The organism is Nitrosopumilus piranensis (genome assembly GCF_000875775.1).
Classification (GTDB): Archaea; Thermoproteota; Nitrososphaeria; order Nitrososphaerales; family Nitrosopumilaceae; genus Nitrosopumilus; species Nitrosopumilus piranensis.
In genome coordinates this window covers 450,737-475,638 of the sequence record NZ_CP010868.1, presented here as the reverse complement: position 1 = coordinate 475,638, position 24,902 = coordinate 450,737, and the positions used below count along the sequence as shown (strand labels likewise).

Annotated in this window: 30 protein-coding genes and 2 tRNA genes; 10 read left to right on the top strand and 22 right to left on the bottom strand. The window is 34.0% G+C overall.

The genetic code is table 11. The annotated features are described in order from the left end of the window. Positions 1–372, top strand: coding sequence for a hypothetical protein (locus tag NPIRD3C_RS02755; protein ID WP_148702743.1), 372 nt, complete (start codon positions 1–3; stop codon positions 370–372). Between the two features lie 510 nt (positions 373–882). Then, positions 883–1,734, top strand: a complete 852-nt coding sequence (locus NPIRD3C_RS02750) for a hypothetical protein (RefSeq protein ID WP_148702742.1) — start codon at positions 883–885, stop codon at positions 1,732–1,734. Positions 1,735–1,812: 78 nt separating this feature from the next. Here the strand turns inward: NPIRD3C_RS02750 and NPIRD3C_RS02745 are convergent, their stop codons facing one another. Continuing rightward, entirely contained in the window at positions 1,813–3,225 is a 1,413-nt protein-coding gene (locus tag NPIRD3C_RS02745; RefSeq protein WP_148702741.1) for a hypothetical protein, read from the bottom strand. A gap of 66 nt (positions 3,226–3,291) precedes the next feature. On the opposite strand from NPIRD3C_RS02745, the gene NPIRD3C_RS02740 reads away from it, so the two are divergent. Beyond that, complete coding sequence (locus tag NPIRD3C_RS02740) at positions 3,292–3,585, top strand: YnfA family protein (protein ID WP_148702740.1); 294 nt, start codon at positions 3,292–3,294, stop codon at positions 3,583–3,585. After that, positions 3,585–4,064: a DUF1722 domain-containing protein gene (locus NPIRD3C_RS02735; protein ID WP_148702739.1), complete on the top strand. Its 480-nt coding sequence runs from the start codon at positions 3,585–3,587 to the stop codon at positions 4,062–4,064. The genes NPIRD3C_RS02740 and NPIRD3C_RS02735 overlap by 1 nt, the downstream gene beginning before the upstream one ends. A 56-nt stretch (positions 4,065–4,120) precedes the next feature. On the opposite strand, the gene NPIRD3C_RS02730 is transcribed toward NPIRD3C_RS02735, so the two are convergent. From NPIRD3C_RS02730 to NPIRD3C_RS02685, 10 genes are all read right to left on the bottom strand, one after another. Then, positions 4,121–4,591, bottom strand: coding sequence for a VOC family protein (locus NPIRD3C_RS02730; RefSeq protein ID WP_202812472.1), 471 nt, complete (start codon positions 4,589–4,591; stop codon positions 4,121–4,123). A 97-nt stretch (positions 4,592–4,688) separates the two neighbouring features. Next, the gene (locus tag NPIRD3C_RS02725; RefSeq protein ID WP_148702737.1) at positions 4,689–4,871 is read right to left on the bottom strand and encodes a hypothetical protein; all 183 of its coding nucleotides are present in this window, start codon (positions 4,869–4,871) and stop codon (positions 4,689–4,691) included. 53 nt (positions 4,872–4,924) lie between these two features. Next, entirely contained in the window at positions 4,925–6,853 is a 1,929-nt protein-coding gene (locus NPIRD3C_RS02720) for an NAD(P)/FAD-dependent oxidoreductase (protein WP_148702736.1), read from the bottom strand. Further along, positions 6,854–8,176, bottom strand: coding sequence for a pyridoxal phosphate-dependent aminotransferase (locus NPIRD3C_RS02715; RefSeq protein WP_148702735.1), 1,323 nt, complete (start codon positions 8,174–8,176; stop codon positions 6,854–6,856). Positions 8,177–8,636: 460 nt separating this feature from the next. Further along, positions 8,637–9,416 (bottom strand): phosphonate ABC transporter, permease protein PhnE, encoded by a 780-nt coding sequence (gene phnE, locus NPIRD3C_RS02710; protein WP_148702734.1) that lies wholly within the window; start codon positions 9,414–9,416, stop codon positions 8,637–8,639. Further along, on the bottom strand, positions 9,388–10,161 hold the full coding sequence (locus tag NPIRD3C_RS02705; protein WP_148702733.1) for a phosphonate ABC transporter ATP-binding protein: 774 nt from the start codon (positions 10,159–10,161) through the stop codon (positions 9,388–9,390). The genes phnE and NPIRD3C_RS02705 overlap by 29 nt, the downstream gene beginning before the upstream one ends. Positions 10,162–10,169: 8 nt before the next feature. Next, positions 10,170–11,159: a PhnD/SsuA/transferrin family substrate-binding protein gene (locus NPIRD3C_RS02700; protein WP_148702732.1), complete on the bottom strand. Its 990-nt coding sequence runs from the start codon at positions 11,157–11,159 to the stop codon at positions 10,170–10,172. A 93-nt stretch (positions 11,160–11,252) separates the two neighbouring features. Then, positions 11,253–11,984, bottom strand: a complete 732-nt coding sequence (locus tag NPIRD3C_RS02695; protein ID WP_148702731.1) for a CbtA family protein — start codon at positions 11,982–11,984, stop codon at positions 11,253–11,255. 11 nt (positions 11,985–11,995) lie between these two features. Continuing rightward, positions 11,996–12,211, bottom strand: coding sequence for a CbtB domain-containing protein (locus NPIRD3C_RS02690; RefSeq protein WP_148702730.1), 216 nt, complete (start codon positions 12,209–12,211; stop codon positions 11,996–11,998). A 290-nt stretch (positions 12,212–12,501) separates the two neighbouring features. Then, the gene (locus NPIRD3C_RS02685; protein ID WP_148702729.1) at positions 12,502–12,699 is read right to left on the bottom strand and encodes a hypothetical protein; all 198 of its coding nucleotides are present in this window, start codon (positions 12,697–12,699) and stop codon (positions 12,502–12,504) included. 363 nt (positions 12,700–13,062) lie between these two features. Here NPIRD3C_RS02685 and NPIRD3C_RS02680 point away from each other — a divergent pair, with 363 nt between their 5' ends. Further along, positions 13,063–13,407, top strand: coding sequence for a winged helix-turn-helix domain-containing protein (locus tag NPIRD3C_RS02680; RefSeq protein ID WP_148702728.1), 345 nt, complete (start codon positions 13,063–13,065; stop codon positions 13,405–13,407). Positions 13,408–13,787: 380 nt separating this feature from the next. On the opposite strand, the gene NPIRD3C_RS02675 is transcribed toward NPIRD3C_RS02680, so the two are convergent. Together NPIRD3C_RS02675 and NPIRD3C_RS02670 are read right to left on the bottom strand one after the other, a co-directional pair. After that, positions 13,788–14,681 (bottom strand): hypothetical protein, encoded by an 894-nt coding sequence (locus NPIRD3C_RS02675; protein WP_148702727.1) that lies wholly within the window; start codon positions 14,679–14,681, stop codon positions 13,788–13,790. Between the two features lie 227 nt (positions 14,682–14,908). After that, a tRNA-Val gene (locus NPIRD3C_RS02670) sits at positions 14,909–14,983 on the bottom strand. Between the two features lie 79 nt (positions 14,984–15,062). On the opposite strand from NPIRD3C_RS02670, the gene NPIRD3C_RS02665 reads away from it, so the two are divergent. Continuing rightward, entirely contained in the window at positions 15,063–16,085 is a 1,023-nt protein-coding gene (locus NPIRD3C_RS02665) for a glycosyltransferase (RefSeq protein WP_148702726.1), read from the top strand. Between the two features lie 16 nt (positions 16,086–16,101). Then, a complete protein-coding gene (locus NPIRD3C_RS02660) occupies positions 16,102–17,517 on the top strand; it encodes an amino acid kinase family protein (protein ID WP_148702725.1) in 1,416 nt (471 codons plus the stop codon). A gap of 148 nt (positions 17,518–17,665) precedes the next feature. Here NPIRD3C_RS02660 and NPIRD3C_RS02655 read toward each other — a convergent pair whose 3' ends face one another. Continuing rightward, positions 17,666–17,872 carry a hypothetical protein gene (locus NPIRD3C_RS02655; RefSeq protein WP_148702724.1) on the bottom strand — a complete coding sequence of 69 codons (207 nt, stop codon included), beginning with the start codon at positions 17,870–17,872 and terminating at the stop codon, positions 17,666–17,668. Positions 17,873–17,967: 95 nt separating this feature from the next. Here NPIRD3C_RS02655 and NPIRD3C_RS02650 point away from each other — a divergent pair, with 95 nt between their 5' ends. The 3 genes from NPIRD3C_RS02650 to NPIRD3C_RS02645 are packed head-to-tail and all read left to right on the top strand — an operon-like array spanning position 17,968 to position 19,677. Further along, positions 17,968–18,882 carry a branched-chain amino acid transaminase gene (locus tag NPIRD3C_RS02650; protein ID WP_148702723.1) on the top strand — a complete coding sequence of 305 codons (915 nt, stop codon included), beginning with the start codon at positions 17,968–17,970 and terminating at the stop codon, positions 18,880–18,882. A gap of 40 nt (positions 18,883–18,922) precedes the next feature. After that, positions 18,923–19,084 carry a hypothetical protein gene (locus NPIRD3C_RS10585; RefSeq protein ID WP_192827861.1) on the top strand — a complete coding sequence of 54 codons (162 nt, stop codon included), beginning with the start codon at positions 18,923–18,925 and terminating at the stop codon, positions 19,082–19,084. A gap of 38 nt (positions 19,085–19,122) precedes the next feature. Next, positions 19,123–19,677 carry a class I SAM-dependent methyltransferase gene (locus NPIRD3C_RS02645; protein WP_148702722.1) on the top strand — a complete coding sequence of 185 codons (555 nt, stop codon included), beginning with the start codon at positions 19,123–19,125 and terminating at the stop codon, positions 19,675–19,677. Positions 19,678–19,769: 92 nt separating this feature from the next. On the opposite strand, the gene NPIRD3C_RS02640 is transcribed toward NPIRD3C_RS02645, so the two are convergent. The 8 genes from NPIRD3C_RS02640 to NPIRD3C_RS02615 all read right to left on the bottom strand — a co-directional run bounded on the left by NPIRD3C_RS02640 (position 19,770) and on the right by NPIRD3C_RS02615 (position 24,852). After that, positions 19,770–20,879: a hypothetical protein gene (locus NPIRD3C_RS02640; protein ID WP_148702721.1), complete on the bottom strand. Its 1,110-nt coding sequence runs from the start codon at positions 20,877–20,879 to the stop codon at positions 19,770–19,772. 2 nt (positions 20,880–20,881) lie between these two features. Next, positions 20,882–22,354, bottom strand: coding sequence for a GMC oxidoreductase (locus NPIRD3C_RS02635; protein WP_148702720.1), 1,473 nt, complete (start codon positions 22,352–22,354; stop codon positions 20,882–20,884). After that, entirely contained in the window at positions 22,351–23,052 is a 702-nt protein-coding gene (locus NPIRD3C_RS02630; RefSeq protein ID WP_148702719.1) for a hypothetical protein, read from the bottom strand. The genes NPIRD3C_RS02635 and NPIRD3C_RS02630 overlap by 4 nt, the downstream gene beginning before the upstream one ends. Continuing rightward, complete coding sequence (locus tag NPIRD3C_RS02625) at positions 23,049–23,357, bottom strand: hypothetical protein (protein WP_148702718.1); 309 nt, start codon at positions 23,355–23,357, stop codon at positions 23,049–23,051. Before NPIRD3C_RS02625 ends, NPIRD3C_RS02630 begins: the two co-directional genes overlap by 4 nt. Before the next feature lie 384 nt (positions 23,358–23,741). Further along, positions 23,742–23,867 carry a hypothetical protein gene (locus tag NPIRD3C_RS10950; protein ID WP_257720265.1) on the bottom strand — a complete coding sequence of 42 codons (126 nt, stop codon included), beginning with the start codon at positions 23,865–23,867 and terminating at the stop codon, positions 23,742–23,744. Between the two features lie 6 nt (positions 23,868–23,873). After that, on the bottom strand, positions 23,874–24,005 hold the full coding sequence (locus NPIRD3C_RS10945; RefSeq protein WP_257720264.1) for a hypothetical protein: 132 nt from the start codon (positions 24,003–24,005) through the stop codon (positions 23,874–23,876). Positions 24,006–24,116: 111 nt separating this feature from the next. After that, positions 24,117–24,190, bottom strand: a tRNA-Lys gene (locus tag NPIRD3C_RS02620). Positions 24,191–24,255: 65 nt separating this feature from the next. Next, on the bottom strand, positions 24,256–24,852 hold the full coding sequence (locus tag NPIRD3C_RS02615) for an SRPBCC family protein (protein ID WP_148702717.1): 597 nt from the start codon (positions 24,850–24,852) through the stop codon (positions 24,256–24,258). Between the last annotated feature and the right edge of the window lie 50 nt (positions 24,853–24,902).

Below are 24,902 nucleotides of genomic sequence, written 5' to 3'. Positions count from 1 at the left end.
ATGTTAGAATCATATCTACTAGTAATATCAGATATTTTTCTACAGCTTGACTACCTTAATCCATTTGATGATCCAGAAGATATTGTTACACAAGATGACATCATTGCAGGTTCTGTGACTATAGCTATTGCAGGATTATCCATATTTCTAACAATCATGGCAGTTTCGGCATATAGGAAAACAGGAGTTTCTCAATTAAAGTATATTGCACTAGCTTTTTCATTATTTACAATTTATTTGGGAACAGAAGCGTTACAAGAATTATTCACATTTGATGATGACTCTTTTGACTTGTTTTTGTCAATCATCATGATGTTTATTCTGATTAGTTTCTTTTTTGGAATTATGAGAAAAAAGAAAAACCAAGCTTAGAAACCATGTTGCTTTGTCTTAATTTTTGGACTCAGTCTAAGTGCAATATTGCAACAAGGGCATCGAAATCCTTTGACTCTTAAAAAAATACAGCAACAAGAACACCATTTGAAGCCATTTTCATAGCTTAGTTTGTTTGAATCCCCATCGAGTTTAAAATTCCCACATTTGTTATTACACATAAAAGCCATTTTTCTCAAACAAAATTCAGGTTATGAATTAATTATGAAAATTAATTCAAAAGTATCAGTTTTGATTCTCAATAATGTATCAACAAAAATATGTATTTAGAATTTTATGATACAAGATTGAACTTAATTATGCCTAATTGATTTTATTTCAAATTAACTTTACAAAAAAATTACCTATTTTTTATTTTTTAGTACAACCTTCGATCCGACTCTAGAAATTTCAAATCAAATGATCATTTTTTTGAATAATGTGAATTAACTTTATTTTTCTTAAATCAATTTCATGTACAAAATAACTTCGATAGTAATATTATCATGTATGATGGGATTTTTTCTGGTAAATCCAGCATGGGCAGTAGAAGATTACATGCTTACTGTCAGTAGTTCATCAGAGTATGAAGAAGGAGAATATTCAGTAATTGAAGGAGAAACAATAACACTGTATGAAAAACCTGTTTCTGAGGTTGTAATTCATGTGTACTTTCCCTCAGGGATTGTAAAAACTTTAACCAATTCCACAGGACAGTTTTCAGCAACATCTCCTGCACCTCTGGAGATTGGGGAACACGACATAACAGTTTATGCAAAAAAAGACAATAAATTCACAAACGCAGAAATGACATACCAAGTAATAGAAAGCAAAGCAAAGAAAATTCAGGAACCAGTGATAAAAACTCCAAAAACAACTGATAAAAAAATAGAATTGGATCCGTTTTCAAAAATGATACAAGAGCTTGAAAAACAAAAGAATGACGAAGTAAAGAGAGAAACAATCATCAAAGATAATCACAAAATTGATGAGAAAAGAAGACTTGCTCAAGAAAATCTGCGAAATGACTTGAAAGAAGATGAAAAGCGAAATGAAGTCAATAGCCCTAGAAATGTTTTCTACAGATTCATACAGGAAGTAGACAGTTCATTTAGAGGAATATTCTGGCAACAATTCTTGTTTACAGAAAAGATTTCTCAGCAGGCACATGAGGCCAAAGAAGAGGCACTTAGAGACGGAAAATCCTCATTTGAGGCCATGAAAATCTTTCAGCAGGAAGCTGCTGTAACACAGAAAGAGATCATGGACGTAAACAAGAATCTAAGTGTAAAATACGGTAACTCTACATCAGATGTCCAAAATCTGTTTGATGAGAATGGAAAACTTCCTAGAGAGGATTAACCTCACTATTTTTTAATTAATTATAGTGTAAAGTCTATTTCATTTTGAATATTTTCAAGTATTATCTGAATTCAAATTTTATGATTCAGTTTTGTATATGACTTGAAATGTGGTTGTGACATCATCTATACCATCATTAACTAATACAGTATAGATTCCAGGTGCCAAGTTTTCTGGAATCTGCCATACTTCAGAAAAAGCACCATCCTTTGTTACCTCAGGAAATAATTCAAAAGATTTCTCAGCAGACATTATCTGAATTATAGCTTGAGATTCTAAATCTATACCTGTTCCTGAAATGGTTACAAACTCTCCTTGCAGATATGGCTCTTCTTTATCTAGTTGTACTGTTAGGATTTTTTCTTCTCCTTTTACCTCAAAGGTTATTTCAGAAATTCTTTCACCATTGCTAACCTTAACTGTCCAGAATCCACTCTGTTTTCCAAGAGAAAGCTCTAATGGATATATGAATTTCCCATCATTATCAGTATAATATTCAATTTTATCAATGACTTCTCCAGTAGGATCAACCAATTCTATTAAAATCTGGGTATTATCTGAAGACTCTCCAATAAGAATAACTGTCTCTCCAATTTTGTAATAATTGTCATCCACTTGAATTTCAATAGGAGCAGTTCCTATACTCAATCCTACGGTAAATTCCTCAATTGTTTCTTCAGAAGCATGATTCAGTACCAAATAGTAATTTCCTTTTTTGTAACCTGAAAGATCTAGTAAATATTCAGCATGTCCTGTTTTGTCGAGCAGTACGGTATCCTCAGAACGTACATCATCACGTGAGTCAAAAACTGTCAATGAGATATTTTCGGAAATGGGTCCAAAAATTTCAATTGAGGCTTTAGAGTCATAATCAAAGTGGAATTTTTCAATAACAGCTGCAATTTCTCCTGTTGATTCTCCAATTTGGACAGGTACTATTTCAGAGTCATTTCCTTGTTTTAAAATCAAAAAGTATGTTCCTTGAGTAAAAGAATTATCGGTTTTTATTTCAAAATGCACTAGACCAGAATCATCAATCTCTAAAATGTCTGTGTAAACTTTATTCCCATCAGAATCTTCTAGTTCCACTTCAAGACTTGTGTTTGGCTTAGATTCACCTGTAAAAGCCATTGTAGCACCTAAAACATATGTATCACGTGCAGATTGCACTAAGATTTTTTCAGGAGAAATGTCTGTGTCTATTTGGACTTCATCTAATGAATCACCAGTGTCATTTTCTGAATCTCTAAGAACAGAATCTACAATTTCTGCCCTTTGTGAGTTAATCCATTTTTCTACAGAGGATAATTTTGCACATATTGCATCTCCATTGCTTCTGATCATTAACTGTAGTTCATTTTTACATTTTACATCTTCTGCAGACACTCCATTTGCCATTTGTTTTCTTGGAGAGTCTATATCTCCTAGTGCCGTAGAAGAGATTAAATCAGTACACAATACTAAAAAAAGAAAAAGAAAAATCCGATTCATATGTTCTGACAAACTTTTCATAATTAAAACCCTTTTTACACAAAGATACTTTCCATTTGGGTATCAATGAATGAACAACCAAAGAATTTTTTCACTTCAGTTATGTTATTCTTTCTAGCTGGACTTTGTGAGATTGGTGGAGGATATCTAGTATGGAAATGGCTTCGTGATCATAAAGGAAAAGTTTTGGGTTTGATTGGAGGATTGGTTTTGTTTTCTTATGGAATTGTAATGACTCTACAACCTGCAGATTTTGGTAAAGTCTTGAATCATTTTTGGGTAAAAATATTGGTTCAAAGTTCAATTAGCACTAGAAAAAAATATCAAAATTCTTCAAATACTGCTAAGAAATTTTTTTAATGTTGAGTCAAGATTCATTAAAATTTGCAGATATTAGAAACTACGTACTAGAAAGATTTGAAGATGTCAAAACTAATCCTTCTATGAACAAACTAGTGAAATTTCATACTTTTAACAAATTTCTTTTCATGGCTTGCAGCCAGATAGAATTAAACAAATTAGGAAAAATTGTAGCAAACCAAGAGAAATTACAAACTAAAGACGTGCTTGACAGTTATGAGAAACATCTAAAGAATATTTTATCCAAAACACCAACTCGCTCTAGACATGCAAATGTATTGCGAAGGATGTATGGTCATTTTAATAAAAAAATACCAAAATCTGAGCAAAAGACAATTGAACATCTGATTTCTGAATATCAAAATAACAACATAACGCTAAGTGATATGTTGTACAAACTAAGAACCATAACATCTGATATTGATAATATGTATGTTGTAAAACAATCATATTTTCTTTTATTTGCAGACAAAATTTAGCTTAATTGTACAATCATCGTTTTTGAATTTTGGAACGTGATTATATAAAATTAGAATTAGCAGAAATCACTTTTTGAAAATATTTCTTTTGCAGTCTTTTCCATCTCTTCAGGAGAAACATCTCTAGTGTGTGTGGCAATAGCCCAACGATGTCCATATGGATCCTGTATCTGACCATACCTATCGCCCCAAAACATGTCTGCAAGTGGCATAATTTGAATCGCTCCTGCATCAATTGCTTGTTTGAATAGCTTGTCTGCATCTTCAGTGTAAATATGCAATGCAGTAGAAGTTCCACCCAAGGTGTTAGGACCAACTGCACCCATGTCAGGAAATTCGTCTGCCATCATGACAAAAGAATTTCCAATCTGAATCATTGCATGCATTATTCTACCATCAGGCATCTTACTTCGATAAATCTCTAGAGCACTAAATGCTTTTTTGTAAAACTCTAGTGCATTTTCACAATCTTTAATCACCAAATGAGGCGTTACAGAAGAAAATCCTTGTGGAATTGCATCAGTCAATATAACAAATTTTTATATTTTGCATATTAATGATTCTCCAAATTATGAATATTAGCAAGATGAGACAGTTTTAGTAATTTAGTAAACTAATTCTTTTTTATTTCTGATCAGATTCAAAAGATTCATCATCTTTGAGCAAGCTATCCATAATATGACCATGAGATATTTTTTGGAAAACAAAAACAGAATCTGCAATTAGTAATATTGCTATTGCAAGACCAATTCCCGAAATAACAAATGGTAGAAATGGTAAAAAGTCAGTAACTGCAGCTCCTGCCATACTACATTAGTGTAATAAAATCAAGTTATTATTAGATTCAACTAGAATGTAATTTAGTTAGATGATGAAACGATTGGTTTCTCTTCAAAGATATTTGAAAGTCTAGTAATGTCCCTTGGAAAGAACAAGTCTATGAACCAGTCCAATCCAACTCTAATTTTTTTCTCAGTAGTAGGAAGGGTGGAAAGATAGTACTGTTTCCATACAAACCAAGCTAACATACCACGAAGTTCATGTCCCAATAACAATGCTACCCCATCTTTTTTTCCAATTTTTGCCATAGAGCCCTTTGAATCATAAACAAAATCAGATTGAAATCCAATTCCATTAACTTTGTTTGAAAGGTTTTCTGCCACAGTCTTTGCTTGTCTTATTGCATGCTGTGCAGTTGGAGGATATGGTTTCTGACTTCTAGGATCTAAGACATAAGCACAATCTCCAAGGGCAAAGACATTAGGATGATTTTTCAATTTTAATTGATGAGTCACAGTAAGTTTTCCTGATTTATGATGTTCGGTATCAAGATTTGTAATTACATCATCGACTTTATTTCCTCCAGCCCAAACCATAGTACTGCACGAAATTTTTTCTCCATTGTTCAAAGTTACAAGTTCATCTGCAAAATCATCTAATCGTGTATTGGTGTATATTTTGACTTCAGCTTTTTCTAGTGCATCCTTTGCATATTGCCCTAAATCCCCTATTTCAGGCAGAATGGTTTTACCTGATGAAACCAAAAATACTTTGACTGAACTAATTGAAATATTTCGATAGTATTTTTCAACAGACTCTCTTACAAACTCATTTAGTTCCCCTACAGTTTCAACACCAGAAAATCCACCACCAACAACTACAAATGTTACAAGTTTCTGTCTAATGGTTTCATCAGATTCTTGATCTGCAGTTTCTAAAACACTAATCACATGATTTCTAATTTTTATGGCATCATCAAGACTCTTAATTGTCAAAGAGTTTTTTTCAACGTTATGATTTCCAAAAAAGTTTGTCTTAGAGCCTGATGCTAAAACCAAATAATCATAAGATAGTTCTGTTTGTTTTGAATCACCTTGTCTTTGAATGACTACTTTTCTCGAGTTAATATCAACTGAAACAACTTTTGCATGATAGAATTGAGCTCTTTTACAGAATTTTCTAATTGGAGTAGCAATATGCCGCGGTTCTATGGTTCCTGTTGCCATCTCAGGCAACATAGGAGTATGTAAGAAAAAATTGGATTCACTAACAAGACTAATACTCACATCAACATTATCTTGGAATTGTTTTTGGATTCTATTAAGTACACCAACTCCGGCATACCCCCCACCAACAATGAGAATTTTCTTCGTAGATTTTGAAGGATTGTCATGAACGTGTTCTTGATGATGTTCCCATGTCTTGATTTTTGAAAATTCAATATTGCAAATCCTGCAGAGATAATTTGCTCCCATTTTACGCGTAAAAAGTGAAGAAATCAATCCCAAAGTTACGCCCCAAATAAGATGCATTACAAGAGAATGTATCATTTGAAAGACAAAGTTTTGTTCAACTTCTCTTATGGCATCAACTAGAGACATCTGGGGGTTTATCTCAGATAAAACTTCAACAGTGTTTGGACCAAGCAATAATTGAGATACAGGAATTGCAAATACTACAAACACCACAATACCTGCAATTAACCCAAAAATAATTCCTCGTATAACATTAGATATATTAAACTTCATTAATTTGTACAAAAAAATTCCTGTAATAATTCCAATAGTTGTTGCAACAAAAATATGTAACAAAAAACCTACTAAGGGATCTGCAGAGTCTACTGTTTGAGCTAAAACAATTAAAGTTACAACATAAGATGAATCTCCAATAAAATCAAGAAAGATTCTTGGAAGATGCATTGTAAATGCACCAATAATAGAGCCAATTGAAACAAAAAAGACTTCTTTTCGAAGTGAGAAATTAACTGTGGGAGAAGATTTTGATTTCATTTAATCACTTTTGATATAAGAGATCCATTGTTTGAGCGAATCAACTGAACGTACCATCAGAGGTGCATTTCTTTTTACAAACTCTAATTTCTCTGAATCATTTTGTGGGGGTTTATCTTTGTAATCATCAAATGTTTTTTTTCCATCATAATCAACAAATGCAACTCTTGCTCCAAAATTGTCAGGCTTTAACATACATGCATCACCAGTAACAACTGCTATGTGAAATGGGCAAGACAGTAATGATTCGGCAAGTTGGTTTGACGTATTAACACCTTTTTTCCTCAAATTTTCTGAAAGAGAGTTAAAGTCAGCAAAAAAATAAAAAGCACCTTCAGGTTTTGTTGTAGAGATTCCATCTAGTGCATCCCATTGTTGATACAAATATTCACCCATAATTTGATGAATTTGTCTTGTAGTTGAGATATAGTCCTCAATCTCATCATTTTGCTCATATGCCTTTATCGCTGCATACTGAATTGGTGTTGAAACATTGGTGTATACTGTTGCTGCCACTTTTTTGTAGTCTGAAGCTAGTTTTTTACAAGAAGTCATAGGTAAAATGCAGGATCCAAGCCTATATCCTCCTGCTGAGCGATCCTTTGAGAGGCCATTTGTAACAAAAGTTCCTTCAGGATAGACTTTGGCCATGCTAGTAAATTTTGATACATCATAGGAATCAAGTGCATAGATTTCATCTGCCAATACCAAAATATTTTTTCGTCTACAAACATTAGCCAGTTCCTCAAGCTCATCTTTTGTGTATAATGCACCAGTAGGGTTGTGAGGATTATTCAGTACAAGTGTATGTTGTTTGCCAGAAAGTTTAGATACAAACTCTTCAAATTCTTTAGAATTGATTTTGTAATCATGTTCTGGTTTTAGATAAAAAGTGTGAAAATGTTTGTTTAAAAGATGAATTTGTGGTCTGTATCCAATCCATGATGGAGAAGGCAAGATAACTCCTCCTTTTATTATTCCAAACAGAGTATTTATGATATCTTTAGTTCCAGGTCCAATAACAATTCTTGCAGGATCAACGTCCAAATCAAAATGTCTTTTATTAAATCCTGCAATTGCTTGTCGCAATTTCAATATTCCTTCTGCAGCTGAATAATGACCTTTGTCAGAATTTTCTGAAAGTGCATTCTCCAAGACAGGTGGAACATGGAAAGGTGATTGACCAAACCCAAGACCATAGAATTCTCCAGTACATCCACCAGAAGCACATTTTTCACGTTGTTCTGCAACCATCAATCCAACTTTTAGATTATCAGGCATGACTACTTTGTCAATATGATCTTCTACTTGAATTTGGAACAATTTTACAATAACCTCAGGGGAAAATTTGAGTAATTTAATAAAAGAGTTGTACCAAATTTTTTTCCAGATTCAAAAAAAGAAAAAAGAATTCCTATTGGAAAGGATCTATGAATGGACAGTTGACTATATGATCAGAGTTCATAGGTTACTATTTCATATGAATTAACCCAGGCTCCCCAAAAAATACAGTTGGAGAAATGTACGAAATCTTGGGTTTGTGGGTTTTTTTACTGATATTTCATCTCAAGCAAAAGACTGAGATTTGTGTTTAATTTTAGTTTCAGTAATTTTTTAGATCGTCAACAATAAATTCAATGATGTTGTAACAACTATAGTAAAAGACCAGCAATATCTGCTAAACCTCTCGAAGTTTAGTTTTCATTTTACAGGTCTTTTACTTTTTTTAATCATCTTTAAAAAATTCTAGTCCATTTAGACATCATTTTAGGAATGATTATGTTTATTGTATTAACTTCTTTCTTACTTCTAGACTCAATCTGTCAAAACCAATTACCAATCCAAGTAACACAAGCAATGCCATTGCTACCTTATCAAAGCTAAATGACTGTAAGTACAGAAATATGTAAAAACCTATTCCTCCAGCTCCAACAAATCCCAAGATTGCAGCATGGCGTATGTTGTATTCTATCATGAAAAAGAAATTGTTTACAAGATGAGGCAATACTTGGGGCAATATAGCATGGCTAAATATTTGAGTTCCATTAGCTCCAACTGCCACTACTCCTTCAACACTATCCATATCAATTGACTCTATTGCCTCATAGTATAATTTGCCAAGATAGCCTAATGTGTAAAATGTTAATGCTAAGACGCCTGCAAACGGCCCCAGCCCCACCACAATTACAAAGATTAATGCCCATACCAAGCTTGGGACTGTTCTAATTACCATCAAATATGTCCTAGCTACTGCAACAAGAGGTTTTGGTGCAATGTTGCTGGATGCCATTGCAGCAATAGGTAATGCAAGTATTGTTCCAAGCAATGTTCCAACCAAAACCATTTGAATTGTTTCGACTGCAGACTCTAACAGTGTTGGTGCAACAGTTACATCTGGAGGATAAAGATGGTAAAGAAAATCAAATAGCGGCGGTATTCCTTCAATTACTTTTTGTGGAGTAAATTCTATTGCAGAAAATGCCCAAAAAAATACTGCAATTGTAACAAGTACTATTGCAAATGTCTTAGTTGATCTAATTGAATAGGGACTTGATTGAATCATCTTTTGTCTCCTCTGTGAGTTTATCAGAAATTATTTTTCCTTCTTTCATCAAAATCATTCGTTTTGCAAATCTTTTTGCAAGCTCAACATCATGCATGACAAAAACCACTGTTTTGCCTTTCTTGTTTTCATTATCAAGGATTTCAAGTATTGTTTCAATTAATGATACATCAAGGCTTGCAACTGGCTCATCGGCCAAAATTATTTGTGGTTCTTGGGCAAGACACCTTGCAATTGCAACACGTTGCTGTTCTCCCCCACTAAGTTTTCGTGCAACAAGGGATTCTTTACCAGATAACCCCACCTTTGCAATGCATTCAAGTGCTATTTTTTTGTCATTTTGAGGATAGATCCTAAACATGCTTGAAAACCTACCCATCTTTCCTAGTCTGCCAATCATGACATTTTCAAAGACACTTAGTTCTTTGATTAGCTTAAATTGTTGGGGAATAAATCCGATATTCTTTCTTAGTTGATTTTTATCATTTTTTTTAAGAGAATGAAAATCAGAACCGTTGAAAAACATCATGTTTCTGTGTGTTTTTACCAGTCCTGCAATTACTCGTAATAATGTAGATTTTCCTGCTCCGCTTTTGCCAAGTACTGCTATCATTTCACCTTCTTTTATCTCAAGATTAATGTGATCAAGAATAGTTTTTTGAGAGGTATTTATGGAGACGCTGTAAAGTGCCATGCTGATTCCATCTGTTTGATTAAAAATTTTACTTGATTGGTATTTTTGCATTTGACTCACTAGATATGAGGAATCTTTGTCAGGTCTAGTGCATCAATTAATGTCTGTAAGTGTTCATAGTGATTTACAGGCACATACTGTGTTGAGCCAAACAATGTCTTGTCCATCAATTCTGGTTTTTCGTTTTTTAGATCAATCATTGCTTTTTCAAACTTGGCAATTGTTTCAGGATCTACCAAGTCTGCATTATACACTGCACTATGTGTTGGAACAGGACCAAAGTCTTTGATTACTTTGATTCTTGATTGTTCTTCAGGGGTAAGAAATGTAAATACAGCCCAATCATCTCCTGCTGCAACATCTACTTCACCATTAAGTAACGCAATCAATGATTGATGATATCCCCCACTAAACAATATGTTGCTAAAGAAACCTTTTGGATCATCGCCTGATGGCAACAAATTTTGGTGAACTAATTCTGCAACGGGAAACAAATATCCTCCAGTAGATAATGGACCTGAAAACGCTGCTGACTTGCCACGCATGTCTTGTAAAGTGTTGATGTCGTTTCGTTCCTTTAAGGTCCAGTATTGACTCATGTAAGATGTTCCAAGTATCTCATTACCAGATTCTGTTTTGAATGGTTTAAGGTCTGCCATAAATGCCAAGACATTTCCACCGTTTTGTTCATTTGCTAAAAGTGCAGGTCTACTGCTCATAAATGCAACATGTGTAGTTCCAGATTTTATGGAGGCCAAAGTTGTTGTATCATCAATTGGGTAAAATATTTCAACTTGCATTCCAATCTTGTCTACAAAATAATCCTCTAACATCTTTTCTTGAGCTTCAAACTTTTTGATATCTCCTTGAGGTACAACGGCAACAACTAATTTTTCAAGAGACTGTTCAGGTATTTCTTGTATTTGTGATTCAGATGTGCTAGTAAGAGCCATACCTATTCCTATTCCCGTAATTACAGCAATGATCGCAATAATGGGAATTATAGCCGTATTCAATTTGAATTCATTTAGAGATAATCCATAGCCCATAATAAAGTTAGCTGAAGGCAACTTTATTAGCTCGATCTAAATCTATGTACAAAGTTTTACAACACCAAACTTTTTTTATTATTCGGGACAAATTTAATTCTGAATTACAGGTTTTTGGACATCAGGCCTAAATTTGTGCCAAAACATGCCTAAAATCACGGCTACGGACACCCAAAATACACTAACTGCAACTACAGACATTGCTCTAAATCCATTTACCAAATCCATTGGAGCAGTGATCTCATCAGGATTTGGAGGCATTAATGCAAATACAATTCCAATGAATATGGCATAACCTGCAAATGCCAAAACTTTGGTGTTTGATTTTAGTTTCTTGTAGAGTTGATAGAATCCAACTACACCAAATCCAGATATTGCAATAAATGATAGATACAAGATTGCTCGTAATACAACAGTCTCACCATCTCCTACTGTTGGAGGATTTGCAGGGTATTTCAAAAAGGGAATAAAGTAAATGGTTAACCACATAATGCCAGCTAAAACAAATGTCTTTCTTAGATCATTTTTTCCTGGTAATGAATTTCTAGATAGAGTATACACAATTCCAAACAAGGCACCAATTGATGTACCCAATATAGTACCAGCTAATACCTGACCACCTTTTTGCCAATCACGATAACTGTTGTATTCTACCCAAAACTGTGGAGTATCTTCTTCTTCACCTGATGCAAAGAGATTTTGATTTTCAATTCCAATTGCTTCATCAAGATATGGTTCGACTATTGCAAGATTTGCAGCACCATGAATTGTTCCAGCTAGTGCACCAGAAACCAAGACAATTGCAAAAAAGATCAGAGTTTTCATATCATAATCACCTAATGGCATGGGAATCCTGCTGCATGTCGCATGTCATGTGTTAATTCATGAATGTAAAGATCTTCATAAGCTTGATCACCTAGTATAATACTGAAAATATGTCCTTGATCATAACCTACAACAAACAAACCAACTACAAAAACAACAGATAACAATGCAATTGCAAAAACTGGAATATTAGATTTTGATATTGTAATTTCTTTTGATTGGGACAATAGGAGATAAAGAAAGATTGAGATACTTAAATCATTGGATGATTTATCCAATTAATAAAGCTCAGGCATAAAATTTATGAAAGTATGAAAAAAGAAAATATTTCATAATCATATTCCAAGTTTTGAAAACAAGTTTAATTTTGTTTGAAAATTATTGAATTTTTTTCTAATGAAGATGTGTTTGTGTGGAGTTTATTTTTTCGCAACATCTACAGATAGTAGATATTACCAAACTACATTTTTTGCATTTTGTATGATCATCTGTTTTACAACCACAAATTCTACATAATTCATCTTTCATTTTTATCACTAAAAAATAAGAAACTACTTGGCTGATTATTAAAAGAACCAGACCACATTGTTCCATTGGAGGATTGCAAGTTATCAACTATGGATATGATTTGGGGTCGAATCCTGTCAATATCTTGTTCTGAAGCATCATTACTAATTGAGCTAACTATAACCCATGGTTTTAGTTGATCAGACATGATATGTTTTCTGTAAATTAGAAATTAAAGATAGAGATGGTTGTAATGGCATAATACAATTTGGTATGTTAAAACTCTAGAATAAAATAAGAAAATAATCACATATATTTTATTACAATTACTTTGTATCAAGATATGTGCAAACCATGTTTTCTTACCCTGATACTTTTTTGCAAGCAAGGTTTGAACCAAAGAAAGCATTAACACAATACAAGTTCATCCACATGGAAATTGCTATTGGCATAACTTCGAATAAACCGTGTTAATGTTTTCTTTGTTAGAATCAAGTTTCATTTTATAATCATATTATAGATTTTGAGAGTGTCTAGTTTTTTTATATCATCTAAAAATTCAAAATCTCCTGTGGTAAAAAAGCTAAGACCATTATTAGTAAAAAAATATGATATTTCACATAAAATTTTCAATGAATTGATAAACTTGGAATCAAGACACATATTATTTTCAATTATTAAAAAACCAAAAAGAATACAAGAGATAGCAAAAGAGTTGAAGATTCCCCTAAGTTCAGCCTACAAAAGAATCCAAAGCCTCAAAGACTGCTCATTGATTTTAGAAAAACCAGATTTTGCAGAAAATGGACACATAGTCACGTTTTATCAAAGCATGATAAAAGATATCACAATCACCATCAAAGAGTTTGAGCCGTCAATATCATTTACAAAAAACCCAAATTTGAAAAATGAATAGGCAATCATCTCTGAAAATTTGTAGTGTGTGTAGAGGGGTTTTCACAATACACTATTTTACAAAAAACAAAGACAAATGTCCAAAATGTAAAGGATTATTGATTCCATAATGGCGTGCAGAGGAATTTGTGAAAGGTATCGTTCTGAGAGTAGAAGGTACAGTCAAGGCGTTAAGAGATGCACAAATTGTGATGCATATCTAGAATTTGAGGGAGTTTAGTGCCCATGTTGTAGAACACACCTACGTGCAAAAAGAAAAACCAAGGGATATAGAAATTGAATAAAAATTGTTTATCATTTGTCAATGAATCCACGAGGATTCACCTACCATTTTGGGGATGAAAATAGACGCAGATATGCATGAAAAATAAAAAAGAAAGATTATGGTCTAAGGGCTGCAAGTGTGTCCATAATTACACGAATCTGTTCCATCAAGACTTGGTTAAGGTTTGCAAGTTCTTCTCTTAGATCATTGACTTCCTCACGAAGTATTTGATTTTCTTCTTGTAATGCACGATTTTCTGCTCTAAGATCTACAAGTTCAGAATCATCAAAGGTTTGATCAGTTATTACATCAGAATTATCTTCAAAAGAATCAGAATCATCTGAATCATTTTGAGAATCAATAGCATCTAAGATAAGATCTCTATCAAGTTGGCTTTGTGTAATAATTGATGTAATAATTTCGTTTCTGTCAGTAGAATCTAAAACATAACGTAATTCCACTTCAACTTCAGAAATACCACCTCTAGAATCAATTTCAACTTTGAATTTTTCTTCTAATTCATCGTCTTCAGTCTGAATCTTTAGGAGATCTTCGGCTTCTTCTTGAGTAACTAAGAAATTTTCTAAAATTTCATCAATTATTACATCTGAATCAACAGTGTCAGTGACAAATTCAACCTCCATTTTTACTTCAGATGAATCTCCTAGTGTAGATACACGTAGTTCTTTCTCCAAAGTGCCAACATCACTATCATTTGAATCGTCATGTTCATCTCTATCATCGTCTTCTTCGTCTCTCTCATCACGTTCATCGTCATGATCGTCATTGTCTTTTACCTCAAGTTTCATTATATCTCTTAGAGAATCTACAGGAATTCCTGTTCTAAGACTAGTTATGTCAAGTATTTCATCAATATCAGATGTTGCAAGCTTAAACTCATATTCGTCATCATCCCATTCTATCTTAATTTCTGATACACCATCTTCAATCTCGATTTCCACTTCACGTTCATCGCTATCTGCAAATGCAACAGGGAAACTAAACATCAAAGATAATGCCACCAGAAGAAAAATGGGTGTGTTTTTGTTCATTGTTTTATTTTTCATGTTCTTGAATTTTGAAATAATTGATGTACTTAAAGAATTACGTAGAAATCATTCTTTGAGAGTCAGAGTATACACTACAAACATACAACAATAATCTTGTAATGCATTGCAAGATAGTGAATTTGGTAAAGTGATAAAATCCATCAAAAATTATATCATAAGAAGTTCAATGGGCCCACGGGGATTTGAACCCCGGATCTTCGCCGTGTAAGGGCGACGTCATAACCGACCTGGACTATGAGCCCAGAAACCAACGTAGTTAAAAACCATTTAAACTTTGAGAAAGGTCAGAATCTAGAAATTTGATAAAAAAATAGTAATTCCATGGTTCTTGTAGATTTTTTTTCTAGTCCAATAGGATTGGGTCATGTTACAAGAGATATTGCAATTGAAAATAATTTCCAAAACATTACAACAAATTTTGTTACAGGTAGCGGAGCAGCCAAAATTCTAAAAAAATTAGATATTCAAGTAGAAGATGTCTACAAACCACCTTCGTTTATTGTTGAAAATGGAACATTAAAAAATCCTGCAAAATGGCTTTGGAACTACTACAAATATTATAAAGATTGTAAAAGTATCTCAGAAAAAATTTTACAAAAAGATAATCCAAAATTGGTAATCAGCGATGAGGATTTTGCATCATTGTCAATAGCTCAAGAAATGAAAATTCCAACTATTCTAATAACAGACATTTTAGAGACACATTTTACAAAAGGTTTGGCGTCATTGATTGAAAAAAAGATGAACAAATCAATGCAAGAAATTATAAAAAAATGTGAAATTGTGATTCTTCCTGAAATTGGGGATTCTAAAGATAACATACAAAGAGTGGGACCAATAGTAAGGAAAACAAATCACACTAGAGAACAATTAAGAGAAAAATTTTCTTTTGATAAAAAAACCATTGTAATTTCTATTGGAGGAACTGACGCAGGATTATTTTTAATTGAAAAGACATTAGAAGCCATTACAAAAATCAATTTCGATATAGAAGTTGTGCTAGTCTCTGGTCCATCTGTTAACAAAAATTATGAAAACATAAGAAATTTAGGATTCGTAGATAATTTACATGAGATAATTTACGCAGCTGATGTTTTAATTTCACTTGCAGGAAAATCAACAATTGATGAGGCTAATGCCTATGGCACGCCAGCAATATTCATTCCAATCAAAGGTCATTTTGAGCAAGAAGATAATGCCAGAGAGCAAGGTTTTACTTTTGAGGATATTAAAAGACTGGACAAACTAATTTTGGAGAAATTAGAGGAAAAAAGAAAACAGATCAATACTGAGGGTGCAAGAAAGGCTGCAAAAATCATTCAAAGCTTAATAGATAACTATTGATTTTTGATAAAGTGCTATGACAAAATTAGTAGTATCAAAGTTCGGGGGAAGTGCAATAGGCCCAGATGGAGAGTATATTCCAAAAATAATTCAAAGGATTGTTGATTTGAAAAAAGATTCCAAAGTAATTGCAGTTTTTTCAGCCCCACTAACAATGGACAATGGGAAAAAACGTTCTCTTACAGATGTAATATTAGAGCAAGGACGAAATGCCGCAAATGGCACTACACCGTCATTAGAAATTATCAGAACAACATATCAAAAAATTTTAGAATTAGTAAATTCAGAAAACAAAGAAAAATGTAAAGATGTAATTAATTTGAATTTAAAAAAAGCCCAAAAAGCATTAGATGAGGCACTTGAGAGCAAAGAATTCGTTGATGAGGTGCGTTCATGTGCTTTGGCTTTCTCAGGTGAGATTTTGATGTCTCATGTAATGAATTACATCCTAAGAAGTAATGGGATCAATGCTGAAACTGTAGATTTTGAAGATTGGCCTATCATCACAGATAATAATATTGAATCAACAAATTTTCTTACTTCAGAATCACGTACAAAAATGGAAAAAACTGGTGAACTAGTTGAACAAAATGAAGTAGTAACCATAGGAGGATTTATTGGGAAAACGGTAGATGGTGTCACCACCACTTATGAGCGTGGAGGTTCTGATCGTACTGCTGCAGATATAGGAATTTTATTTCATAAAAAATATGATACAAGCATAGATTTTGAAAAAGATAGTGCTGTAGTATCAGCTGATCCAAAAATTATAGAGTCGGGCCTAAGAGAAGTTCATCAATTATCATACAATGAAGCAAGACTTGCAGGAATGTTTGGAATGAAGATTTTAGATCCAATAGCAATCAAAGAAATTGTTGAAAATGGTGTAGATATGCCAATAACGGTTACTAACATGAATCATCCAAACAAAGTCACTACAATAAAGAGAATACTAGATGAGCAAAAAGGGCATCCTATCAAAATTGTTACAGGAAAAGAAAACTGTGCAATTTTTAGAATTGAGACTGCATCGATACAAAAATTGTTGACATCACTAGATAAGGATAAGCGCTACAGTGAATTCGTTATTTTGTCTCCATTTACAAAAGATGGAATAGAATTTTCAAGAATATTATTTTTAGATGGAGATTATGTAAAGAGAAATGAAAAATATTTACTTGGATTTGATTCTCTTGCAACAATAACATACAATAGAGGAGTTATCACACTAATTGGGGATGAGATGTGGCGTGTTCAACAAGTAGCATCTAGAACAAGTGCAAAGATTGGTGAAACAGGATTAAATATTTTGAACATGGATGCACAAGAAGAAACTTCACGAATAATTATTGTTGTAGAAGATGCTAAAGACAATATTAGAAAAGCAATAAGCGCAATACATCAAGAGATTTCAGAAATTAATTTTATTTAGTGTAAGTTTGGCGTACGGTTTTTACACCAGTAGCGCCATCGAGGGTTTGTTCTTGGACCATTATCTAGATTCAGTCCGGCGTTACCCTAAACACGCGATACTATATGTTGTATTTTCTAGTATTTAGAGCTGATCTATATAGATTAAATTACATACGCTCAGCAAAATACCATAGAATTATTCCAATTCCAAGAATTCCATACCACTTGAAGTTTTTCTTATTTGTGAAAATTGTTGGTGAGCCTAATTGTTCATCTCGGTATGTGGTTTGACGGATTTTTCTCATTTCAAATGCCTGACCAATTAATCCTATGATAAGCAGAGTAATTGCTATGTATCCCAAAGTCCATTCCATACCACAATTTCAAGTTAGTCAGATATGTAGTTTCTAATGCGAAAAATAGTATCAAAAAATAATTCTTTAAATTAGCATAGTTTTTTTCCTCTCCTATGAAGGAAGTTGGAAAAATATGGATGAATGGAAAATTAGTACCATTTAAGGATGCCAAAGTTCATGTTCTAACTCATGCATTACACTATTCTACATCAATTTTTGAGGGGATCAGATGTTATAACACACCAAATGGTTCTGCCATTTTTAGACTACCAGAACATGTAGATAGATTCTTCAAATCAGCAAAATTGTATTCAATGAAAATGCAGTTTTCAAAGAAAGAGATTTCTGATGGGATAATTAAAACAGTAAAAGCAAGTAAACTCAAAGAGTGTTACATCAGACCACTAGCATATTATGGCTATGGAACTATGGGTTTAACTCCAACACAAAATAAAGTAGATGCTTCTATTGCATGTTGGGAATGGAAGATGGGTGAATCAAAAGCTGGAAAATTCTCAGGAGCAAAATGCAAGGTATCAAGTTGGATAAAAATTGATTCTAGATCCCAACCAATGCAAGCAAAAGCAGCATCAAATTATGCAAATGCTGCATTAGCAAGAATGGAAGCATTAGAAAATGGATATGATGAGGCAATTATGCTAAATAACCACGGAAAAATTGCGGAGGGCAGTGCAGAAAATATCTTTGTTGTAAAAGATGACATTATCCAAACTCCACCACTATCTGCTGGAGGGTTAGAGGGAATTACAAGAGACAGTGTAATACAAATTATTGAAGAAAATGGGGGATTCGTAATTGAGCGAGATCTAGAAAGAGATGATCTCTATACTGCTGATGAAATATTTATGACAGGCACTGCTGCGGAAGTAAAGTCTGTAACACAAATTGATAAAGTAAAAATTGGCAATGGTAAAATGGGACACATTACAAGAGCATTGCAAAAATCATTTACCGATGTAGTTATGGGTAAAGATGAAAGATTCTTGCCTTGGTTGACGTATATCTAATTTCCACGAGGTTTTTTACCCACAAAAAAGCATAGATATTATGGATTCATGTGCTACAGGAGGTACGCAAGAAATTTGTTGGTTTTGCAGAAAAGGTCGTCATGAAGATTGTATGAAAAATATCCCAATGCAAGGAAAGTCAGATGGTCCTCATGACTGTACATTTGATACAAAACTAATTCCATGCAAATGCACTCACTAACAATTAGTATCAAATACAGCTATATCTCAAAAAATCTTATGAATTACGACGAAAATTTTTGGAAAAAATATGCAGATGAAAATGAGGTAAGGTATAATGAAGAATTTGCTAAATTCACAAAAGATCTTGCAATATCATTACGTTGTACAAGTGTTTTAGAGGTAGGGTGCGGAACTGGAATAGATTTAAGATTGTTTCCAGAGACTTTTCAAATTTACGGGGCGGATCCTAATGAATATGCATTAGATATTGCAAAAGAAAAATTACCAGTGGCCAATTTTAAAAAAGGAATCATTACAGATTTACCATTTGAAGATTCATCTATAGATTTTGTATTTACCCATGGATTATTGAATTATCTAGATGATGATACACTAGAGAAAGGAATTGCAGAGATGTACAGAGTTACTGGAAAATACATTATGAATTGTGAGACATTTAGTGATGTTGAAAAAGAGATCGATGAAAATCAAAAATCTCGTAATATGGTAAAGCGTTGGATGAATTACAAGGTACGAATCGTAAGTGATGTTGATATGCATGAGGATATTGAACCTGAAAAAAAGCGATTTGTCTTGTTAAGAAAGATCTAGATTAAGAAGTTTGAAGTTTAGCTTCTTGAGACATTAATTTTGGTATTTCTATAACAAATATGTTATATTATATGTTCAAAATCCTCATTTGGTTAACAGTACTTTTCTTTTATTGCCTGTTCCTTTAGCATGTCATCTACTGCATCCCTCGTTCCACCGCCAATGACAAGAGGTGTATCTTTCTCCCATCCCACATACTCCCACTTCCAGAACTGCGGGTTTGTGTCATGTTCTGCCATTGCATGATTTGAGGTATTTACAAAGACGACAGGATGGTGCTCATCGTCATAAAAGTACTTGATGTCATGAGGAGGTGCCTTTTTGCACCATTTTGTGGAATCTCCGTGCGTGGAATCGTCCTTGAGGGTGTCATTGTTACTGTAAATGTCTGGAAACTTTAGTTGTGTAGGCACACTGCTAGACAACATGATTTGAAATGATTCCAGATCACGAATTCTCCCATACTTTCTTTTTCTAAACAACCTATATGCAACATCCAAGAACCAAGCCCTGCTTAGTTGCTCGTCATTGAACACGATTGAAATCTCAATCTTGTCTTCTTGCATATCCCAGAATATTGCACGAATGTAGTTGTCAAGCGTATCAACTCTTGGCTGATATATTACAGGAAACACATGTTCATCGTGTGTAGTCTGCACATCAAAGACATTGGATTCTGAACCGGTTCCGATTGTTTTTTGAATCTTTTCAAAAATTTCAGATAGAGCATCAGGAGCTGTGTCATGATCATCAGCCTCCATCCAGATGCATGCATCGGTAATGAATGTATCAGGGTCGCCATCGTTCTTGTTTGTCAGGCGAATTGCCCATCTGTTGATTTTTTGCGTAAGATCTTTTTGTGGGTTTTTTTTCGGTTCGTGGTATTTTTCAAACTCTGGCTTTTTGGCTCCAGTAACATCAATTCCCATCATCAGCGATATTTTGTTTCCAGAAAGAGCGTCTGTTCTTTGCAGAACCTTTTGCCTCCGGACTGCGACTCTTGTACTATCCTCGTCGTTTCCAATTATTGAGAAATGGCAGTTCTTCCAGTCCCATTGTTTTGATGTCTCTGACCAGTCAAACAGTACCTTGGGCGAGATTATTTTTTCAGTCCACTTGAATATCTTTGGAACCTTTTTGGCAACATACTCTTTTTGTTTGTATGAGAACCATATCCCAGAATCAAAGCCAGACTCGGTCATCTTCAATACATATTCTCAGATGCAACAGTTGCAAGCATCAATACTGTAAGTTGTGGGTTAACTCCAACAGATGTCGGAAAGACACTTGCATCACATACATACAGATTATCAATCTCGTGTGATTTGCAGTAAGAATTTACGACTGACTCTTTTTCATTCTCGCCCATAATGTTTCCACCCTGCGGATGGGCAGAAAGCACTAACAGTTTTGCCTGACCTGCTGAATCATCAGGAATTTTTGACTCTATTTCGTCTTCGCATTCTATTATGGTCTCATTAATATGTCCTGTAATGACTTTGTTTGCGCCTGCGCGAAGATAGATTCTGACAGCCTCCCGCAACCCTTTGACCATCTTTTCTTGATCATCCTTGTTCAAAGTATAGTCTAATGTTGCATCCTTGTTTTTGTTTAGTTTGATTTTTCCAACAGAATCATCATGGACTAGAACGCCTGCCATTGCAACTTTATGATAGTTCTTAACATGTCTTAGATTCTCCATTCCAAATGATGGCATGATTAGTGAGAATTGTGATGGTGCAACAAAGATTGACTCTATTATGAACCCAAAGTTTGGTTTTTGCATTATGCTGAATTCATCACAATAGTATGCCATTACACTAGAATCCTGACCATTGATTTGAAAGGGGAACTCTGCAACAACAGACGATGACGGATGCAGACTGCATCGCTCACCTACTTTTTTGTTACCATTTGATAGATTATTTTTTAACAGGAATTCTGATGATGCAATGGGTCCTGCTGCAAGTACAATCTTCTCAGCAAAGACTTCAACGTTGTGTTTTATTTTAGTATCCGGATCAGTTGCAACTCCCTTGACTGAAATTATCTTATCACCGTCTTTAGTTACAGATTCTGCTTTGCAGTTTGCAAAGATTTCCAGTTTATCCTTTTTGGAATGCTCAAGAAAAGTTATCAGTGCATTTTGTTTCTTGTCTCCACGCAATGCCTTTTGCATCCATCCATGAGAGTATTGCAAGTCATTGCATCCATCTTGCAGTACAGTATGTGATCGTCCCTCTTGCTGAATTCCAGTTACTCCATAAACGTCTTCTACTTTTTCATATGCTTGGTTGATCTCTTCATCAGAAAGCGTAATTCCATAGTCGTCTCGCCATTTTTGCAATACGCGTGGAGGAATCCTAAAGCATATTCCATAATTAATCATGGTAGAGCCACCAACACATTGACCTTGGGATACATTTAGCGAAAAGTCATTTGCAAGAAAAACCCCATGATTCTTCCACAAATTCAAAAGAACGTCTTCTCTGCTTTGGGCTGTGACATATTCTTCAGGATAGTAATTTCCTGCCTCCAGTATCACCACAGATTTCCCTTTGTTAGTTAGTGTGTGAGCTACTGCAGAGCCCCCAGCACCACTTCCTATGATGCACACATCAATATTTTCTCTTAATACAGGTTCGTGATATTTTGTTTTAATGTCAAGTTCAGTCAATTCAGATAACTCCTCTTTAGTACGCCTCCGTTGTAACCAATATCATCCCAAGAGTGATGGCTTGTAAAATAGGCAAAACTGACAATTGATTTTAGTGCCTTTATTCCCAGAGTCAAACCAAACGTATTATGCCAAGACGTAATGTATTCATCTTGTTGTTCTGGCGTAATGTCAACGAATCTTTTTGCAACAAATTTTTTTGTTATAAACGTACTGATAAAAAATACCGCAAACCTGCTGTCAAAAAAGAAAGTAAGCAGTAACAGTGCTTCTTTGTTTGCTGGCTGTATGTGATTCAACATCTTTTTTGATATCTCAAATGCATCATCAGTTGCAGTGTTTCCGCCTTTTGTATTGGTGTACATTGCACTGATTATCATATGCAAGATATCACATGCTTGTGAGAATCTTGCTTCTGCAGCTAGCACTCCTATTGTAAACAATATTACATAGACTACTGCTATAACAATTCCATGTGCAAGATCAAATGTTGGTACAAGATACACGTAAGAAAAGAAGACAATAACTGTAGAGACAATACCAATTACAATGTATCTTCTTTGGGCATGACCTGATGATACAAGCTTTCCTGTAAGGATCACAAGCAAGTGATTGAACTTTACTGAAAAGAATCCAATTCCAAAACCTAATCCTGCTGCAAGCAAAATATACAGTATAACATCTAAAGAAATAGTCAATCTTTTGACTTGTCTCCTTTGTAGAGTTTCTTGAAATCCTGTGAACGATATGTTACAAATCCAATTCCTCCTGCAATTATTACATCAAGAAAATAAATCTCCAAGAATCCTTTTGATACCAGATCAGGAGTTCGAACCCAACCTTTCTTGGCTGGAATAACTCCATACTTTACCTTGGTTCTGCCATTTTTCTTGGTGTCTGTGACATCAACTGCATCACCGTAAATCAGCATCCTGTGCTTTGCGTTTCCAGCAGACTGTTGATATACGTAGGATTTTTGCTTTTTGATATACTTTAGTGCCACAGATAGTCTGATGTCAGGTAGTTTTTATTATTTTCCTAAATTATGAATAGATTATGCTCTAGAAAAATTGGTTCTAATCTCATTTAATTTTTAATTTGACAACTTGTCTTTTTGGTTATGATGAACGTATACCTAATCTTGATTAAATTATAGCTAAACTATATTGAAAACGATCTAGAGTTTTATTTCAATTATTAATCCTACAAGAAGAGAACCTAATCCAATTAACTCTAACCATTCAGATCCTTGTTGACGTCCTATAAGCCAACCAGCCATCAGATAAACAAAACACCAATAATTCCAGTTCCAGTGTCTTTGTTGTATATCATGTATTTTACACCAGAAAATGGTAATTTTTCTGCTTTGAATGAGGTTTACGGACTTTCATATTCCAATTAGTCCCGAATTTGAGATCACATTTTTAATTGGTTCATACAATCTGGAGTAAAATATCTCCATGTTGTCTGGACTAGATATTCCTTGTTCTAACTCGTCCCATATAATTTCCAAAATTTTTCAAAAAGTTTTGAATGCAACAGATTCATTTTCCATAATGTATTCTAATCCAGTTATTGCATCAAAAGACAAACCCTCATGATTTAATGTTCCATTCTTAAGTGCAAAATTTCCATCCCCATTCTTACACAATTATAATTCATTTTGATGTTTTTTTAATTGATCAAGAAATTCAGTTTTGAAAGTAAATGATGATTCTCAAATCACAATATCACCAATCCATAAAACGCGGAACATTATAAGCGGGTCTAGAGGGATTCGAACCCACGACAGCAGGATTAAGAGTCCTGTGCGCTACCTGGCTGCGCCATAGACCCACCAAATATACTAAGCCCAGAGTTGTTATTAATCTTAAGATTGTAAAATAAAGGAAAATTATGTTTTATGCTTTGGCTTCAATTTCATTGTATTTTTCAATGATTGCAGTTAGTGCAGTTGAAACTGGAACATCATTCATCTTTTTCTTTTCGGTAAGAAGTTTTTGGTATGCTTCTAGTGTGATGTAAACTGGAATTGAACCATTTCCTTCTAACAAACCTCTAACGTTGTAAAGAGCAGTTTCCATTCCTCTCTCAGCAGATTTTGCAAATTTTGCTTTGTCCATAATTGCTCCTAGAGGACCAAATGGCATTTCATAATCTACTGACATTGTAACTCTTGTGAGGTTATTTCCTAATGATTTGAATTCATTAGTAATTTGCCATTTCTTAAATGGACCTTCAATTTGTTTTGCAGTTATTTTCTCATTTCTAACAAATTCAGTTGTCTCACAATCCCACTCTAAACGTTTACCGCTAAAGTCACCGATAATTCTAAAGGTTGTACCTACACCCATGCCTTCCTTAATATCCATAGGAACAACAGTCATTCCTACAGCATCAGTCTTGATTTGATCAGAAACATGTTCTGGTCTTGCAAAGTAAGTAAAGACATTCTCAACAGGTGTCTTAATATCGATTGATTTTGTTACGAGGGTCAACGATTCAATGTCTTGCCAATAAGGATTTAAAGGTTTTGAAGATTTTCTGA